This is a genomic window from Pseudomonas sp. R25(2017), from assembly GCF_002112565.1.
Taxonomy (GTDB): domain Bacteria; phylum Pseudomonadota; class Gammaproteobacteria; order Pseudomonadales; family Pseudomonadaceae; genus Aquipseudomonas; species Aquipseudomonas ekonensis.
Map to the genome: position 1 here is coordinate 193,354 of NZ_NEHZ01000007.1, position 17,456 is coordinate 210,809.

Genomic DNA, 17,456 nt, shown 5'->3' on the forward strand with positions numbered 1-17,456 from the left:
GGCTTGCCCGCGATGAGGCCCGCCGGATCGCCCCTGCCCCTCAGACCTGCAACGCAAAGTGCTGCCGGAACTGCAGCGGCGTCACGCCGAGCCTGCGGTTGAACACATTGCGCATGTGCTGCGCATCACGGAAGCCGCACCGGTAGGCGACGGTCTTGAGCGGCAAGGCCGTGCTCTCCAGCATCACCCGCGCCGCATCCACCCGTGCCCGTTCGACGAACTCCGCCGGGGTGACCTGCGCCTCACGGGCAAACACTCGGGAAAACGTGCGTGCGCTCATGTTCGCGGCCTTCGCCAGGTCAGCGATGGCCAGGTTCCCGTCCAGATGGGCCAGCACATACTGCTGCACCTGCGCGACCGCCGACGTCGGCTCGGCGTGGGGCGTCAGGAATGGGCTGAACTGCGACTGGCCGCCGGCGCGCTGGGTGAACACCACCAGGCGCTTGGCCACGTTCAGCGCCACATCCGCGCCGTGGTCGCGCGCCAGCAGATACAGCGTCAGATCGATCCCCGCCGTCACCCCGGCCGAGGTGTAGAGCGCGCCGTCCTCGACATACAGGCGGTCCGCTTCGACCCGGGCCTGCGGGCACAGCTGCGCCAGGGCCTGGGCATCGTTCCAGTGGGTGGTCACCGTGCGCCCCTCCAGCAGGCCGGCACGGGCCAGCATGAACGCACCGTTGCAGATCGAGCCGAAGCGCCGCGCCCGCCCGCAGGCCTCGCGCAGCCAGCCATCGAACGCCTCGCCGAAGGTTGTGAACGGCAATTGCGGTCCGCCGGCCACCAGCAGCAGGTCGTAGGTTTGCGACGCTTCGCGAAAATGCCGGTCGGGGGTCAGCGCCAAGCCGTTGGAGCAGCGCACCGGCCCGGTTTCGGTGCCGATCACTTCCAGGCGGTAGTGATCCTCCGGCGCCAGAAAGCGCCCGGCCTCGGCCAGCACGTCCATGGGGCCCGTGACATCCAGCGACTGCACGCCGGGGAACACCACGATGGCGACGGTTCTGTTCATGGTTCAGGCAAATCCCTGTGGCGAGGGCCCAAACCTTAGCCAATCCGCGCTCCGGAAGCGAGCTGGCACGATTTGCAGGCGCATTGGCAAGGATCGCAGCCATGGGTCGATTGTCCCGTTCCGGGCCGGGGAACAGACTTTGTCCATCAGCGCCGCCACGGCGTTTTCCACGAGGACGACTCCCATGAGCACCACCATCGCCGGCATCAGCATCCCCGACAGCGCACTGGCCCGCGCCACCACCGAATACATCCGCGACATCGAGTCCGACCTGCTCTATCACCACTCGCGCCGGGTGTTCCTGTTCGGCGCGCTGAGCGGCGAACGCCGGCAACTGGCCTACGACCCGGAGCTGCTCTACGTCGGCGCGATGTTCCACGACCTGGGCCTGGTCGAAGGCCACCGCAGCGACGACGAGCGCTTCGAGGTCGACGGCGCCAACGCGGCCGCAGCCTTCCTCAAGCCTTACGGCTTGAGCGACGACGACATCGAGCAGGTGTGGCTGTCGATCGCCCTGCACACCACCCCGGGCGTGCCCAAGCACTTGCGCCCGACCGTGGCGCTGGTGACCGCCGGCGTGGAGATGGACGTGCTGGGCATGGACTACGCCGCGTTCACCCACGTGCAGCGCGAAGCCGTGGTGCATGCGCACCCGCGGGGCGAGGGGTTCAAGGAGTGCATCATCTGCGCGTTCGCCGACGGCTTGCGCCACCGCCCGCAGACCACGTTCGGCAACGTGAAGACCGATGTGCTGAAGGATCAGGAACCGGGGTTCAAGCCGATGAACTTCGTCGAGGTCATCCGCCACTCACCGTGGATTTCCTGATCACATAAAAACCTGTGGGAGCGGGCTTGCCCGCGATGACGTCATAACAGCCAACAAATTTGTTGAATGTCAGACCGCTATCGCGGGCAAGCCCGCTCCCACAGGGATTGGGGACAACCACAGAACTGTGATCTCCCCCGGATTCAAGCCACTTCCGGGGTGGCCGAGCGGCGCACGTCCGGTTGCTTCCACGAATCGGCAGCGCTTTCCTCGATGGCTTGCTGGATCGCCTTGCGGCGCGCTTCCTCGGCACGGCGGCTGAAGAACCAGACCAGGAAGGTCACCAGCGACACCGCCAGCAGGATCAGGCTGGCCACGGCGTTGATCTCAGGCTTCACGCCCAGGCGCACCGCCGAGAACACTTCCATCGGCAGCGTGGTCGAGCCGGGGCCGGACACGAAGCTGGCCAGCACCAGGTCGTCCAGCGACAGGGCGAACGACATCATGCCGCCCGCCGCCAGCGACGGCGCGATCATCGGGATGGTGATCAGGATGAACACCTTCCACGGCCGCGCGCCGAGATCCATCGCCGCCTCTTCGATCGACAGGTCCAGCTCGCGCAGGCGCGCCGACACCACCACCGCCACATAGGCCGCGCAGAACGTGGTGTGGGCGATCCAGATGGTGACGATGCCGCGCTCCTGGGGCCAGCCGATCATCTGCGCCATGGCCACGAACAGCAGCAACAGCGACAGGCCGGTGATCACCTCAGGCATCACCAACGGCGCGGTGACCAGGCCGCCGAACAGCGTGCGGCCCTTGAAGCGGGTGATGCGGGTCAGCACGAACGCCGCCAGCGTACCCAGCGCCACGGCGGCGATCGCGGTGTAGCAGGCGATCTCCAGCGAGCGCACCACCGAACCCATCAGCTGGGTGTTGTCGAGCAGGCCGACGTACCACTTCACCGACCAGCCGCCCCACACCGTCACAAGCTTCGAGGCGTTGAACGAGTAGATCACCAGGATCAGCATCGGCAGGTAGATGAACAGCAGGCCCAGCACCAGCATCAGGCTGGAGAAACGGAAGCGCTTCATTCTTTACCCTCCATTTCCTTGGCCTGGCTGCGGTTGAACAGGATGATCGGCACGATCAGGATCGCCAGCATCACCACCGCCAGGGCGGAGGCCACCGGCCAGTCGCGGTTGTTGAAGAACTCTTGCCACAGCACCTTGCCGATCATGAGCGTCTCGGGGCCGCCGAGCAGCTCAGGGATCACGAACTCGCCCACCACCGGGATGAACACCAGCATGCAGCCGGCGATGATGCCGTTCTTGGACAGCGGCACGGTGATCTTCCAGAAGCTGTTGAAGGTGCTCGAACCCAGGTCGGACGCAGCCTCCAGCAGGCTCGGGTCATGCTTCACGAGGTTGGCGTAGAGCGGCAGGATCATGAACGGCAGGTACGAGTAGACCACGCCGATGTACACCGCAAGGTTGGTGTTGAGGATCTGCAGCGGCTCATCGATAAAGCCCATGCTCATCAGGAAGCCGTTGAGCAGGCCGTTGTTGCTGAGGATGCCCATCCACGCATAGACGCGGATCAGGATCGCCGTCCAGGTCGGCATCATGATCAGCAGCACCAGCACGGTCTGGGTTTCCTTGCGCGCGGTGGCGATGCCATAGGCCATCGGATAGCCGATCAGCAGGCACAGCAGCGTGCTGAAGAACGCCATCTTCAGCGAGCCGAGGTAGGCCGACAGGTACAGCTCGTCGTCGCCCAGCATCGCGTAGTTGCCCAGGTTCAGCAGCAGCTGCAGCTTCTGCTCGGCGTAGCTGTAGATCTCGGTGTACGGCGGGATGGCCACGTCGGCTTCGGCGAAGCTGATCTTCAGGACGATGAAGAACGGCAGCATGAAGAACAGGAACAGCCAGATGAACGGAACCCCGATCACCAGCTGGCGGCCACCGGGAACGATCCGGTTGAGGCGACGCTTGAGTTTGCGCATGTTCATGAGCGAAGCACCACGCCGCTGTCGTCTTCCCACCACACGTAGACCTGGTCGCCCCAGGTCGGACGCTGGCCGCGGCGCTCGGCGTTGGCGACGAACGACTGCACCAGCTTGCCGCTCGGCAGCTCGACGTAGAACACCGAATGGCCGCCCAGGTAGGCGATGTCGTGCACCTTGCCGCTGGACCAGTTGTACTCGCAGGTCGGCATGTCGGCGGTGACCAGCAGCTTCTCCGGACGGATCGCGTAGGTCACGGACTTGTCCTGCACCGAGGTGCTGATGCCGTGGCCGACGTAGATCTGCCGGTCCAGGTCCTTGCAGGTGATGGTCGCGTGGCCTTCGGCGTCGTCGATCACTTCGCCTTCGAAGATGTTCACGTTGCCGATGAATTCACAGACCAGACGGCTGGTCGGGGTTTCGTAGATGTCGATCGGGCTGCCGATCTGGGCGATCCAGCCCAGGTGCATGATCGCGATGCGCTCGGCCATGGTCATGGCCTCTTCCTGGTCGTGGGTCACCATCACGCAGGTCACGCCCACGCGCTCGATGATCTCCACCAGTTCCAGCTGCATCTGCGAGCGCAGCTTCTTGTCCAGCGCGCCCATCGGTTCGTCGAGCAGCAGCAGCTTGGGCCGCTTGGCCAGCGAACGGGCCAGGGCCACACGCTGACGCTGGCCGCCGGAGAGCTGGTGCGGCTTGCGCTTGGCGTACTGGCTCATCTGCACCAGCTTGAGCATCTCGGCCACGCGGGCGTCGATCTCGGCGGACGGGATCTTGTCCTGCTTGAGGCCGAAGGCGATGTTCTGCGCCACGGTCATGTGCGGGAACAGCGCATAGGACTGGAACATCATGTTGATCGGACGCTCGTACGGCGGCATGTCGGTGATGTCGACGCCGTCGAGGAAAATGCGCCCCTCCGTGGGCCGTTCGAAGCCTGCCAGCATCCGCAGCAGGGTGGACTTGCCCGATCCCGAGCCGCCGAGCAGGGCGAAGATCTCGCCCTTCTTGATTTCCAGGGACACGTCGTCCACGGCAACCGTCTCGTCGAACTTTTTCGTGACCCGGTCGATTTTGACCAGCACCTGTTTCGGTGTCTGGTCGCCCTCGAGGGCTTTCTTGTAGGCGCCGGAGGCAACTGCCATTTACGAAACTCCCAACAGAATGTGCAGTTCGCCCACGCAAGACGAACGCTGGATAGTTTGATCCTTGAAGTTATTTGCCCGACTTGACCGTGGTCCAGCTGCGGGTCATCAAACGCTGAATCTTGGGCGGCAATTCCTTCGACACGTAGAGCTTGTCGAGGATGGCCTGCGGCGGGTAGACCGCCTCATCGGTGCGGATGGACTGTTCCATCAGCTTGTCCGACCCCGGGTTGGGGTTGGCGTAACCGACGTAGTCGCTGACCTGGGCGATCACCTCAGGCTTGAGCAGGTAGTTGATGAAGGCATGGGCCTCTTTGACGTTGGTCGAATCCTTGGGGATCGCCAGCATGTCGAACCACAGCGCACCGCCCTCTTTCGGGATCGCGTAGGCGATGTTCACGCCCTTCTTGGCCTCTTCGGCGCGGTGCTTGGCCTGGAAGATGTCGCCGGAGAAGCCGACCGCCACGCAGATGTCGCCGTTGGCGAGGTCGGTGATGTACTTGGAGGAATGGAAGTAGGTCACGTACGGACGCACCGCCAAAAGCTTCTCGGTGGCCTTCTTGTAGTCGGCCTCGCTGGTGCTGTTGGCGTCCAGGCCCAGGTAGTTGAGCACGGTCGGCATCATTTCGTCGGCCGAGTCGAGGAACGCCACGCCGCAGCTCTGCAGCTTCTTGATGTTCTCAGGCTCGAACAGCACGCCCCAGGAATCGATCTTGTCGACGCCCAGCACGGCCTTGACCTTGTCGACGTTGTAGCCGATGCCGTTGGTGCCCCACAGGTACGGCACGGCATACAGGTTGCCCGGGTCGTTCTGCTCCAGGCGCTTGAGCAGCGCCGGGTCGAGATTGCCGTAGTTGCCCAGCTGGGACTTGTCGAGCTTCTGGAACGCCCCTGCCTTGATCTGCTTGCCCAGGAAGTGGTTCGACGGCACGACCACGTCGTAGCCGGTGCGGCCGGCCAGCAGCTTGCCTTCCAGGGTTTCGTTGGAGTCGAACACGTCGTAGACCGGCTTGATCCCGGTGGCCTTCTGGAAGTCCGCCAGGGTGGTCTCGCCGATGTAGTCCGACCAGTTATAAATATGCACCGTACCGGCGGCCTGGGCTCCGACAGCGAAGGTCAGGCCGACTGCGGCCAGCAGGGCATTGCGCAACGAAGAAAAAATAGGCAAGTGAAGGTCCTCTAAAATCAGTTGGGCCCAAGTTGCCCCGCATTGCATGACAGCCGTGGCTGCCCGGCAACAAAACCGGCGCGCAACTTACCCTCGAAAAACCGTTCAAGCAAAACTTTCAGTCATTTAATTGCGCCGCTGGCCGCCCTCGCGGGGACGACGGCCAGCGGTCGCTGCCTCAAACCGGCTTATTTGCCGGACTTGATCTTGGTCCAGCTGCGGGTCAGCTCACGCTGGGTCGCGGCCGGCAGGTCGGCGATCGCATACAGCTTGGCCTGCACGTCCGCCGGCGGGTAGATGCCCGGATCGCTGGTGATGTCCTTCTCCACCAGTGGCGTGGCGGCGGCGTTGCCGTTCGGGAAGCGTACGGCGTTGGTGATGCCGGCCATGACTTCAGGCTTCTGCAGGAAGGTCATGAACTTGTAGGCGCCTTCAACGTTTTCGGCATCCTTCGGAATGGCGACCATGTCGAAGAAGCTGCCAGCGCCTTCCTTCGGAATGGCGTAGCTGACTTTCACCTTGTCACCCGCCTCGGCGGCACGGGACTTGGCCTGCTGCACGTCACCCGAGTAGCCGACCGCTACGCAGATGTTGCCGTTGGCCAGGTCCGAGATGTACTTGGAGGAGTGGAAGTAGGTGATCGAAGGACGGATCTTGAGGAACAGTTCCTCGGCCTTCTTGATGTCGTCTTTCTTCTGGCTGTCGGTCGGCAGGCCCAGGTAATGCAGCGCGACCGGGATCATTTCGGTCGGCGAATCGAGGAAGCTCACGCCGCAGCCCTTGAGCTTGGCGATGTTCTCAGGCTTGAGCAGCACGTCCCAGGAATCGATCTTGTCGGTGCCCAGCGCCGCCTTGACCTTCTCCGGGTTGTAGCCGATGCCGATCGAGCCCCACATGTACGGGAAGGCGTGCTTGTTGCCCGGGTCGCTGACCGACACGGCCTTGAGCAGATCCTGGTTCAGGTTCTTCCAGTTCGGCAGCTTGGAGGTGTCCAGCTCCTGGTAGACGCCGGCCTTGATCTGCTTGGCCAGGAAGTTGTTCGACGGCACGACCACGTCGTAGCCGGACTTGCCCGCCAGCAGCTTGGCTTCCAGGGTCTCGTTGCTGTCGAACACGTCGTAGACGACCTTGATCCCCGACTCCTTCTCGAAGTTGGCGATGGTGTCCGGCGCGATGTAGTCCGACCAGTTGTAGACGTGCAGCACTTTGTCGTCCGCGTGGACCGCACCCGCCATCATGCCCGCCACGGACAGGGCGAGCAGTGTCTTGCCAGCAAGCTTTTTACCTAATGCCTTCATGCGTCATGCTCCAAATTTTTCTTTTTTGAACCACTTTGTTCAGCGGCCGAACCCCGACAACCGGAACCGCGGCTAGTCTGGCAAGATCCGGGCCGGTCTTTCAAGGAAAGACCGGCCTTTCTGACAGCTCCGTGCGCGCATGCCGGCGGCACCCACGCAAAGAGCCTAGCACTTAGCCTTGCAACGCACTCAGGGTCAGGTCCAGGCACTTGCGCGCCTTGGTCACCAGCTCATCGATTTCCGCCTTGCTGATCACCAGCGGCGGGGCAATGATCATGGTGTCGCCCACGGCGCGCATGATCAGCCCGTTGTCGAAGCAGAACTGGCGGCAGATCATGCCCACGCCCTTGCCTTCGTAGCGCTTGCGGGTGGCCTTGTCCTGCACCAGCTCGATGGCCCCCAGCAGGCCGACCCCGCGCACTTCCCCCACCAGCGGGTGATCGTTGAGTTCGCGCAGACGCTTTTGCAAATACGGTGCCGTTTCCTCGTGGGCGCGCTCGATGATCTTCTCTTCGCGCAGGATGCGGATGTTCTCCAGCCCCACCGCCGCCGCCACCGGGTGGCCGGAGTAGGTGAAGCCGTGGTTGAAGTCGCCGCCCTCGTTGAGCACCGCCACCACTTCGTCGCGCACGATCAGGCCGCCCATCGGGATGTAGCCGGACGTCAGGCCTTTGGCGATGGTCATCATGTGCGGCTTGAGGCCGTAGAAATCGCTGCCGAACCACTGGCCGGTACGGCCGAAGCCGCAGATCACTTCGTCCGCCACGAACAGGATGTCGTACTTGGCGAGGATCTCCTTGATGCGCGGCCAGTAGGTGTCCGGCGGAATGATCACGCCGCCCGCGCCCTGGATCGGCTCGGCGATGAAGGCGCCGACGTTGTCCACGCCGATCTCCAGGATCTTCTCTTCCAGCTGGTTGGCCGCCCAGATCCCGAACTCTTCGGGGGTCATGTCGCCGCCTTCGGCGAACCAGTACGGTTGGGCGATGTGGACGATGCCCGGGATCGGCAGGTCGCCCTGCTCGTGCATGTAGGTCATGCCGCCCAGGCTCGCGCCGGCCACGGTGGAGCCGTGGTAGCCGTTCTTGCGGCTGATGATGACTTTCTTGTTCGGCTGGCCCTTGATCGCCCAGTAGTGGCGGACCATGCGCAGCATGGTGTCGTTGCCTTCGGAGCCGGAGCCGGTGAAGAACACGTGGTTCATGCCCTCGGGCGCCACGTCGGCGATGGCCTTGGCCAGTTCCAGCGCCGGCGGGTGGGCGGTCTGGAAGAACAGGTTGTAGTACGGCAGCTCGCGCATCTGTTTCGCGGCGGCGTCGGCCAGTTCGTCGCGGCCGTAGCCGATGGCCACGCACCACAGGCCGGCCATGCCGTCGAGGATCTTGTTGCCCTCGCTGTCCCACAGGTACACGCCCTTGGCATTGGTGATGATCCGCGGGCCCTTCTCCTTCAACTGCTTGAAGTCGCTGAACGGAGCCAGGTGATGCTCGCTGCTCAAGGTTTGCCACTCACGGGTTTGCGGGTTGTTGCTGGTCATGCCAATTCTCCTTGTTATCGGTGAAGGCGCGGCGTGCGACGGCCGCGCCGGGCGCGTCAGACGGCGAACAGCAGGTATTCGCGCTCCCACGAACTGATCACGCGCTTGAAGTTTTCATGCTCGGCCCGCTTGACCGCGACGTAGCCGGTGATGAAGTTCTTGCCCAGGTATTTCTCGATGGTGGCGCTCTTCTCCATGCGCTCCAGAGCATCCTCGATGGTCAGCGGCAGGCGCAGGTTGCGGCGCTCGTAGCCGCGGCCCACCACCGGCGCGCTCGGGTTGAAGCCCTCGACCATGCCGATGTAGCCGCACAGCAGGCTCGCGGCGATGGCCAGGTACGGGTTGGCGTCGGCGCCCGGCAGGCGGTTCTCCACCCGGCGGTTCTGCGGGCCGGCATCCGGCACGCGCAGGCCCACGGTGCGGTTCTCTTCGCCCCACTCCACGTTCACCGGCGCCGAGGTGTCCGGCAGGAAGCGGCGGAACGAGTTGACGTTCGGCGCGAACAGCGGCAACAGCTCGGGGATCAGCTTCTGCAGGCCGCCGATGTGGTGCAGGAACAGCTGGCTCATGGTGCCGTCTTCGTTGGAGAAGATGTTCTTGCCGGTCTCGATGTCGATGATGCTCTGGTGCAAGTGCATCGCACTGCCCGGTTCGCCGGTCATCGGCTTGGCCATGAAGGTCGCGGCCACGTCGTGCTTGAGCGCGGCTTCGCGCATGGTGCGCTTGAACACCAGGATCTGGTCGGCCAGGGACAGCGCGTCGCCGTGACGGAAGTTGATTTCCATCTGCGCGGTGCCGTCCTCGTGGATCAGGGTGTCCAGGTCCAGCTCCTGCAGTTCGCACCAGTCGTAGACGTCTTCGAACAGCGGGTCGAATTCGTTCGCCGCCTCGATGGAGAACGACTGGCGGCCGATCTCCGGACGCCCGGAGCGGCCCACCGGCGGCTGCAGCGGATAGTCGGGGTCGTCGCTGCGCTTGGTCAGGTAGAACTCCATCTCCGGCGCCACGATCGGCTGCCAGCCCTTGTCGGCATAGAGCTTCAGAACCTTCTTGAGCACGTTGCGCGGCGACAGCTCGATGGGGTTGCCCTGCTTGTCGTAGGTGTCGTGGATCACCTGGGCGGTCGGCTCGATGGCCCACGGCACCAGGTACACCGCGCTCTGGTCGGGACGGCAGACCATGTCGATGTCCGCCGGGTCGAGCAGTTCGTAATAGATGTCGTCTTCGACGTAGTCGCCGGTCACGGTCTGCAGCAGCACGCTCTCCGGCAGGCGCATGCCCTTTTCGGCGATGAATTTGTTGGTCGGCGAGATCTTGCCCCGGGTGATGCCGGTCAGGTCGCTGATCATGCATTCGACTTCTGTGATCTTGTGGTCTTTCAACCAATCGGTGAGCTGGTCGAGGTTGGTGCTCATAAGTGCCTCTGGGCTGTCGCCTGACGCGTGTCAGGCCTTGTTTGACGCACGGGGCGTCGCGTTAAAGGGGGCTTGCGTGCGCGCAGTGCCGGCTTACGCCGGGCACCGCGCATCGACAATGAAGGAGGAGCTTACCTGCCCTTTACGCTGGCGTTGCATTTCCTGTGCGAACCTTGGGTGTGCAGAATCGTGTGCACCGCGCCGGGCACCGCACAGGCCGGAGGAATGAAAGCGATCTATATTGAAAGGAGAACCGCTGAAGGGGATGCCGCCGCGTGCGTCCTCAATACCGGACGCCGACGCTTTTCCCGCCGGGGACAGGAGTCCCTTCGACAGGCCACAGGCCTTGCCGGCCGCGCTGCGCACGGACGTGTCGCCACTGATGTGATGAGCATGCTGGCCAGACGGCTGGAAGCCGTCGGTGACGCCGATGATCGGCAGGCGAGACATGAAGCACCCCGGTATTATTGCTGTTATGGGTTTGACCCGAGCTTAGCCTTGTTCATTTTTTTACACAACACCCCCGTAAAAAATACAACACGGCCTGCTCAAGCCCGCGGGTGGCGTGAATTCCGCGGACAAAAAAAAGCCCCAAAGCGCCCCATAAATGCCCCCATGGCGCTTTTTTAGGGCAAAAAAGGCCTCGCTTGACTTCGGCAGGCCGTTCGGGTTGACTGAAACCCGAAAAGATCAATGATTGATATTTTTAACAAAAAAGGTGTTGCATCATGTCGGTACCCCCGCGTGCCGTTCAGCTCAACGAAGCGAACGCGTTCCTTAAGGAACATCCTGAGGTTCTGTACGTCGACCTTCTGATTGCGGATATGAATGGTGTGGTGCGCGGCAAGCGCATCGAACGCACCAGCCTCCACAAGGTTTACGAGAAAGGCATCAACCTGCCGGCCTCCCTGTTTGCCCTGGACATCAACGGCTCGACGGTGGAAAGCACCGGCCTGGGCCTGGACATCGGCGACGCGGACCGCATCTGCTATCCGATCCCCGATACCCTGTGCAACGAACCCTGGCAGAAGCGCCCGACCGCGCAGCTGCTGATGACCATGCACGAACTCGAAGGCGATCCGTTCTTCGCCGACCCGCGCGAAGTGCTCCGTCAAGTTGTCGCAAAGTTTGACGAACTGGGCCTGACCATCTGCGCCGCGTTCGAGCTTGAGTTCTACCTGATCGACCAGGAGAACGTGAACGGCCGTCCGCAGCCGCCGCGCTCGCCGATCTCCGGCAAACGCCCGCACTCGACCCAGGTCTACCTGATCGACGACCTCGACGAATACGTCGACTGCCTCCAGGACATCCTCGAAGGCGCGAAGGAGCAAGGCATCCCGGCCGACGCCATCGTCAAGGAAAGCGCCCCGGCGCAGTTCGAGGTCAACCTGCACCACGTCGCCGACCCGATCAAGGCATGCGACTACGCAGTGCTGCTCAAGCGCCTGATCAAGAACATCGCCTACGACCATGAGATGGACACCACCTTCATGGCCAAGCCGTACCCGGGCCAGGCGGGCAACGGCCTGCATGTGCACATTTCGGTACTCGACAAGGATGGCAAAAACATTTTTGCCAGCGAGGATCCCGAGCAGAACGCCGCGCTGCGTCACGCGATCGGCGGTGTGCTCGAGACCCTGCCCGCGCAGATGGCTTTCCTCTGCCCGAACGTCAACTCGTACCGTCGCTTCGGCGCGCAGTTCTACGTGCCGAACTCGCCGAGCTGGGGCCTGGACAACCGCACCGTGGCCCTGCGCGTGCCGACCGGCTCCGCCGATGCGGTACGCCTTGAGCACCGCGTAGCGGGCGCCGACGCCAACCCGTACCTGCTGATGGCTTCGGTGCTGGCGGGCGTGCACCACGGCCTGACCAACAAGATCGAGCCGCCGGCCCCGACCGAAGGCAACAGCTACGAGCAGAACGAGCAGAGCCTGCCGAACAACCTGCGCGACGCGTTGCGCGAGCTGGACGACAGCGAGGTGATGGCCAAGTACATCGATCCGAAGTACATCGACATCTTCGTCGCGTGCAAGGAAAGCGAGCTGGAGGAGTTCGAGCACTCCATCTCCGACCTTGAGTACAACTGGTACCTGCATACCGTCTAAGCGGATTGCGGTGATCGAGAACGCCGTCGGCTGAGTCAGCCGACGGCGTTTTTTTATGGCCGCCTGCGGCGGATCGCTGGCAAGCCAGCTCCCACAGGGATTAATGGTGCTTACACAATATGTGTTTATCCCGGAACCTTGTGGGAGCTGGCTTGTCGGGTCGCCGCACCGCAGCGATGGCGTCCGGGCAGACAACGCACAGGCCGCCTCGTACAATGCCCGCTGCCCCGCAGGAGACTTCCATGACGCGCCCCGCCCCCGTCCGCAAACCCCGTGCCCGCAGCCAAGCGCGGATCGACTCGATTCTCGATGCCGCGCGCACGTTGCTGGCCGCCGAGGGCGTGGGCAGCCTGTCGATCTACAGCGTCGCCGAGCGCGCGCAGATCCCGCCCTCCTCGGTCTACCATTTCTTCGCCAGCGTCCCGGCGCTGCTCGAAGGGCTCACGGCGGATGTCCACGCCGCGTTCCGCGCCTGCCTGCAATTGCCCATCGACCACGAGGCCCTGCGCGACTGGCGCGACCTGTCGCGGCTGGTCGAGCAGCGCATGCTGGAGATCTACGACCAGGACGCCGCCGCCCGCCAACTGATCCTGGCCCAGCACGGCCTCACCGAGGTCACCCAGGCCGACCGCCAGCACGACCTGGAACTGGGCGACCTGATGCACAAGCTGTTCGACCGCCATTTCGAACTGCCGAAACTGCCGGACGATGTGGACGTGTTCGCCCTGGCCATGGAACTGGGCGACCGGGTCTACGCCCGCTCGGTGCAGCAGCACGGGCAGATCACCCCGCGCATGGCCGAGGAAGGGATGCGGGTGTTCGATGCCTACATCGGGCTGTACCTGCCGCCGTACCTGCCCAAGCGGGTTCTCTAGGGCCCTGCCCCACTCAAGCCAGGCACAAAAAACCCCGAAGGGTTCGCACCCTTCGGGGTTGTCTGTATCCACAGCCTCACAACTTGGCGATGGACACCTCGGTAGACTTCACGAAGGCGATCACTTCGCTGCCCACGTCCAGTTCCAGCTCCTTGACCGAGCGGGTGGTGATCACTGAGGTGACGATCCCGGAGGCGGTCTGCACGTCGATTTCCGACAGCACGTCGCCCAGGACGATTTCCTTGATGGTGCCTTTGAACTGGTTGCGTACGTTGATGGCTTTGATGGTCATGGCATGGTTCCTGTCGTTTGCTTGCGTTATTGGGCCCAGCGCAATTGCGTGGGCAAGGGTGAAACAGGTTCCGGCGCCGGCGGTTCGCCGGGCAGGGACAACACGCGGTTGAGCACTTCGGTTTCCAGCGCCGCCAGCCGGTGCGAACCGCGCACCCGCGGGCGCGGCAGCTCCACGGCCAGGTCGAGGCCGACTTCGCCGTCCTCGATCAGGATCACCCGGTCGGCCACCGCCACCGCCTCGCTGACGTCGTGGGTCACCAGCAAGACGGTGAAGCCGTGCTGCTGCCAGAGGCGTTCGATCAGTTGCTGCATTTCGATCCGGGTCAGGGCATCCAGCGCGCCCAGCGGCTCGTCGAGCAACAGCAGGCGCGGCTGGTGGATCAGCGCCCGGGCCAGGGCCACGCGCTGCTTCTGCCCGCCCGACAACGCCGCCGGCCACTCATCGGCCCGGTCCGCCAGGCCCACCGCGTCCAGCGCTTGCAGCGCCTGGGCCCGCCAGTCACCCTTGAGGCCCAGGCCGACGTTGTCGATGATGCGCTTCCACGGCAGCAGCCGGGCTTCCTGGAACATCAGGCGGGTGTCTTCCCGCGCGTCGCTCAGCGGCGCCGCGCCGGCCAACAGGTCGCCGCCGGTGGGCCGGTCGAGGCCGGCGAGCAGACGCAGCAAGGTGCTTTTGCCGCAACCGCTGCGCCCGACCACCGCGACGAACTGCCCCGCCGGGATGTGCAGGTCGATGTCGCGCAGCACCTGCCGCGCGCCGAAGGTCTTTTGCAGGTTGCGCAGCGCCAGCGGGATCCCGCGCAGCAGGCGCGGAGGCTGTTGAGCGGTCATGCCGCACCTCCTTTCACCGACTGATAGGCCGGATGCCAGCGCAGCCACACACGTTCCAGCCCCCGGGCCGCGAGATCGGCCAGCTTGCCGAGCACCGCGTACATCAGGATCGCCAGCACCACCACGTCGGTCTGCAGGAACTCCCGGGCGTTCATCGCCAGATAGCCGATGCCGGAGCTGGCGGAGATGGTTTCGGCCACGATCAGCGTCAGCCACATGAAGCCCAGCGCGAAACGCACCCCCACCAGGATCGAAGGCAGCGCCCCCGGCAGGATCACCTGCCAGAACAGGCCGAACCCGGACAGGCCGTAGTTGCGGGCCATCTCCACCAACGCCGGATCGACGTTGCGGATGCCGTGGTAGGTGTTGAGGTAGATCGGGAACAGCGTGCCCAGCGCCACCAGGAAAATCTTCGCCGACTCGTCGATCCCGAACCACAGGATCACCAACGGGATCAGCGCCAGGTGCGGCACGTTGCGGATCATCTGCACCGAGCTGTCGAGCAGGCGCTCGCCCCACTTCGACAGGCCGGTGATGAAGCCCAGCGCCAGGCCGATGCCGCCGCCGATGGTGAAGCCCAGCGCGGCGCGCCAGCCGCTGATCGCCAGGTGCGTCCAGATCTCGCCGCTGCGCACCAGGCTGACGCCGGCCTCGACCACCGCCACCGGCGCCGGCAGGATCCGCGTCGACAGCCAACCGGCCGACACCGACAACTGCCACACCGCCAGCAACAGCACCGGCAACGCCCAGGGCGCAAGGCTGTGGATAAGCTTCTTCATGGCGACGCCTCAGCTCTGGGACGCGGCTTTGGGAAGGATGTCGTTGGCCACCATCTCGCCGAACGGGCTGACGTAACCGGCGCTTTTCGGCACCTCCGGCCGTTCGATGTCCAGGTGCGGGAACAGCAGCTCGGCCACCCGGTACGACTCTTCGAGGTGTGGATAACCGGAGAAGATGAAGGTGTCGATGCCCAGGTTCGCGTACTCCTTCACCCGGGCCGCCACGGTCGGGCCGTCGCCGACCAGCGCCGTGCCGGCCCCGCCGCGCACCAGGCCGACACCGGCCCACAGGTTCGGGCTGACTTCCAGGTTGTCGCGGCTGCCGCCGTGCAGCGCGGCCATGCGCTGTTGGCCTACCGAGTCGAACCGCGCCAGCGAGGCCTGGGCCCGCTTGATGGTGTCGTCGTCCAGGTGCGAGATCAGCCGGTCCGCCGCCCGCCAGGCCTCGGCGTTGGTTTCGCGCACGATCACATGCAGGCGGATGCCGAAGCGCACGGTGCGGCCGAGCTTGGCGGCCTTGGCGCGAACCTGTTCGATCTTCTCGGCCACCGCCGCCGGCGGTTCGCCCCAGGTCAGCACCATTTCCACCTGCTCGGCGGCCAGGTCCTGGGCCGCCTCCGACGAACCGCCGAAGTACAGCGGCGGACGCGGCTGCTGGATCGGCGGATAGAGCAGCTTGGCGCCCTTCACGCTGATGTGCTCGCCGTCGTAGTCCACGGTTTCGCCTTCCAGCACCCGGCGCCAGATCCGGGTGAACTCCACCGAGGCCTGATAACGCGCTTCGTGATCGAGGAACAGGCCGTCGCCGGCCAACTCTTCCGGGTCGCCGCCGGTCACCAGGTTGAACAGCGCGCGGCCGCCGGACAGCCGGTCCAGCGTCGCCGCCTGACGCGCCGCCACCGTCGGGGAAATGATCCCGGGGCGCAGGGCCACCAGGAACTTCAGGCGCTGGGTCACCGGAATCAGCGATGCGGCCACCAGCCAGGAGTCCTCGCAGGAACGGCCGGTGGGGATCAGCACGCCGCCGAAGCCCAGGCGGTCCGCCGCTTGCGCGACCTGCTGCAGGTAGCCGTGGTCGACGGCGCGGGCGCCTTCGGCGGTGCCAAGGTAATGGCCATCGCCGTGGGTAGGCAGGAACCAGAAAATGTTGAGGCTCATGGAGTGGTCTCCTTGGGAATTCGAGTTAAGGTGCCTTGGCCACGGCGGCCGGCGGGGTCCAGATCACGTCCTTGATGCTCAGCGGCTTGGGGATCAGCTTGAGCTGGAAGAAGGTGTCGGCGATTTTCTGTTGCGCGGCGACCACGTCCGGGGTCAGGAACAGCGCGCCGTAACCCTGGCGCTTCACCGAGGTCAGGGTGATGTCCGCCGGCAGGCCGAGCAGCGGCGAGACTTGGCGGGTGACGTCTTCGGGGTTGGCCTTGGACCATTCGCCGACCGCGCGCACTTCTTCCACGAGGGCGGTAATCACCTCGGGATGCTTCTGGGCGTAGGGTTTGGTCGCCAGGTAGAACTGGTGGTTGTCGACGAGGCCTTTGCCGTCGCGCAGGGTGCGCGCCTGCAATTGCTGTTCGGCGGCGGCCTGGTACGGATCCCAGATCACCCAGGCGTCGACGCTGTTGCGCTCGAACGCCGCACGGGCATCGGCCGGCGGCAGGTAGACGGTCTGGATGTCGCTGTACTTGAGGCCGGCGTCTTCGAGGGCGCGCACCAGCAGGTAATGGACGTTGGAGCCCTTGTTGAACGCGACTTTCTTGCCTTTCAGATCCGCGACGGTTTTGATCGGCGAGTCCTTCTGCACCAGGATCGACTCGCTGTCCGGCGCCGGCGGCTCATAGGCCACGTAGAGCAGATCGGCGCCGGCGGCCTGGGCGAAGACCGGCGGGGTTTCGCCGGTGACGCCGAAGTCGATCGAGCCGACGTTCAGGCCTTCCAGCAATTGCGGACCGCCGGGGAACTCGGTCCACTGCACGTCCACGCCTTGGGCGGCCAGACGCTTTTCCAGGGTGCCCTTGGCCTTGAGCAGCACCAGCGTGCCGTACTTCTGATAGCCGATCCGCAACGTCTCGGCCTGGGCCTGGGTGATGGCGCCGAAGGACACAGCCGCAGCAAACAGAGCGACCAGACCGCGACGCAAAAATACAGTGCGCATAGCGCTCTCCTTTTTGCAGTTGGTTTTGGCTGCACCTGCTTGCCCGTTGACGGGCGAGTAAGGCCAGTGATGTCAGATTCGGG

At 64.4% G+C, this 17,456-nt stretch carries 17 protein-coding genes; 3 read left to right on the forward strand and 14 right to left on the reverse strand.

The window, feature by feature from the left end; translation table 11 throughout:
* Nucleotides 1-40 precede the first annotated feature (40 nt).
* Nucleotides 41-1,006 (reverse strand): GlxA family transcriptional regulator, encoded by a 966-nt coding sequence (locus CAG31_RS11395; RefSeq protein ID WP_085580994.1) that lies wholly within the window; start codon nt 1,004-1,006, stop codon nt 41-43.
* A gap of 184 nt (nt 1,007-1,190) precedes the next feature.
* Between CAG31_RS11395 and CAG31_RS11400 the strand changes: the two genes are divergently transcribed.
* Nucleotides 1,191-1,832, forward strand: coding sequence for an HD domain-containing protein (locus tag CAG31_RS11400; RefSeq protein ID WP_085580996.1), 642 nt, complete (start codon nt 1,191-1,193; stop codon nt 1,830-1,832).
* Between the two features lie 143 nt (nt 1,833-1,975).
* Here the strand turns inward: CAG31_RS11400 and CAG31_RS11405 are convergent, their stop codons facing one another.
* The 8 genes from CAG31_RS11405 to CAG31_RS28145 form a co-directional block, all read right to left on the reverse strand.
* Nucleotides 1,976-2,866 (reverse strand): ABC transporter permease subunit, encoded by an 891-nt coding sequence (locus tag CAG31_RS11405; RefSeq protein WP_085580998.1) that lies wholly within the window; start codon nt 2,864-2,866, stop codon nt 1,976-1,978.
* Nucleotides 2,863-3,783 carry an ABC transporter permease subunit gene (locus CAG31_RS11410; RefSeq protein WP_085581000.1) on the reverse strand — a complete coding sequence of 307 codons (921 nt, stop codon included), beginning with the start codon at nt 3,781-3,783 and terminating at the stop codon, nt 2,863-2,865. The genes CAG31_RS11405 and CAG31_RS11410 overlap by 4 nt, the downstream gene beginning before the upstream one ends.
* Nucleotides 3,780-4,922: an ABC transporter ATP-binding protein gene (locus CAG31_RS11415; RefSeq protein WP_085581002.1), complete on the reverse strand. Its 1,143-nt coding sequence runs from the start codon at nt 4,920-4,922 to the stop codon at nt 3,780-3,782. Before CAG31_RS11415 ends, CAG31_RS11410 begins: the two co-directional genes overlap by 4 nt.
* A gap of 70 nt (nt 4,923-4,992) precedes the next feature.
* A complete protein-coding gene (locus CAG31_RS11420) occupies nt 4,993-6,090 on the reverse strand; it encodes a polyamine ABC transporter substrate-binding protein (RefSeq protein ID WP_085581004.1) in 1,098 nt (365 codons plus the stop codon).
* A gap of 188 nt (nt 6,091-6,278) precedes the next feature.
* Entirely contained in the window at nt 6,279-7,388 is a 1,110-nt protein-coding gene (locus tag CAG31_RS11425) for a polyamine ABC transporter substrate-binding protein (RefSeq protein ID WP_085581006.1), read from the reverse strand.
* A gap of 172 nt (nt 7,389-7,560) precedes the next feature.
* A complete protein-coding gene (locus tag CAG31_RS11430) occupies nt 7,561-8,925 on the reverse strand; it encodes an aspartate aminotransferase family protein (protein WP_085581008.1) in 1,365 nt (454 codons plus the stop codon).
* Nucleotides 8,926-8,981: 56 nt separating this feature from the next.
* Complete coding sequence (locus tag CAG31_RS11435; protein ID WP_085581010.1) at nt 8,982-10,340, reverse strand: glutamine synthetase family protein; 1,359 nt, start codon at nt 10,338-10,340, stop codon at nt 8,982-8,984.
* Between the two features lie 93 nt (nt 10,341-10,433).
* On the reverse strand, nt 10,434-10,790 hold the full coding sequence (locus CAG31_RS28145; RefSeq protein ID WP_139831341.1) for a glutamine amidotransferase: 357 nt from the start codon (nt 10,788-10,790) through the stop codon (nt 10,434-10,436).
* Between the two features lie 278 nt (nt 10,791-11,068).
* On the opposite strand from CAG31_RS28145, the gene CAG31_RS11440 reads away from it, so the two are divergent.
* Nucleotides 11,069-12,445, forward strand: coding sequence for a glutamine synthetase family protein (locus CAG31_RS11440; protein WP_085581012.1), 1,377 nt, complete (start codon nt 11,069-11,071; stop codon nt 12,443-12,445).
* Nucleotides 12,446-12,687: 242 nt separating this feature from the next.
* The gene (locus CAG31_RS11445) at nt 12,688-13,320 is read left to right on the forward strand and encodes a TetR/AcrR family transcriptional regulator (RefSeq protein ID WP_085581015.1); all 633 of its coding nucleotides are present in this window, start codon (nt 12,688-12,690) and stop codon (nt 13,318-13,320) included.
* Between the two features lie 76 nt (nt 13,321-13,396).
* Here CAG31_RS11445 and CAG31_RS11450 read toward each other — a convergent pair whose 3' ends face one another.
* From CAG31_RS11450 to CAG31_RS11470, 5 genes are read right to left on the reverse strand one after another with little or no spacing between them, the layout of a single operon-like run.
* Nucleotides 13,397-13,612 (reverse strand): molybdopterin-binding protein, encoded by a 216-nt coding sequence (locus CAG31_RS11450; RefSeq protein WP_085581017.1) that lies wholly within the window; start codon nt 13,610-13,612, stop codon nt 13,397-13,399.
* 26 nt (nt 13,613-13,638) lie between these two features.
* A complete protein-coding gene (gene ssuB / locus CAG31_RS11455; RefSeq protein ID WP_085581019.1) occupies nt 13,639-14,445 on the reverse strand; it encodes an aliphatic sulfonates ABC transporter ATP-binding protein in 807 nt (268 codons plus the stop codon).
* Nucleotides 14,442-15,224, reverse strand: coding sequence for an aliphatic sulfonate ABC transporter permease SsuC (gene ssuC / locus CAG31_RS11460; protein WP_085581021.1), 783 nt, complete (start codon nt 15,222-15,224; stop codon nt 14,442-14,444). The genes ssuB and ssuC overlap by 4 nt, the downstream gene beginning before the upstream one ends.
* Nucleotides 15,225-15,233: 9 nt before the next feature.
* The gene (ssuD, locus tag CAG31_RS11465) at nt 15,234-16,382 is read right to left on the reverse strand and encodes an FMNH2-dependent alkanesulfonate monooxygenase (RefSeq protein WP_085581023.1); all 1,149 of its coding nucleotides are present in this window, start codon (nt 16,380-16,382) and stop codon (nt 15,234-15,236) included.
* A gap of 25 nt (nt 16,383-16,407) precedes the next feature.
* Nucleotides 16,408-17,373, reverse strand: coding sequence for a sulfonate ABC transporter substrate-binding protein (locus CAG31_RS11470; protein ID WP_085581025.1), 966 nt, complete (start codon nt 17,371-17,373; stop codon nt 16,408-16,410).
* Nucleotides 17,374-17,456 lie beyond the last annotated feature (83 nt).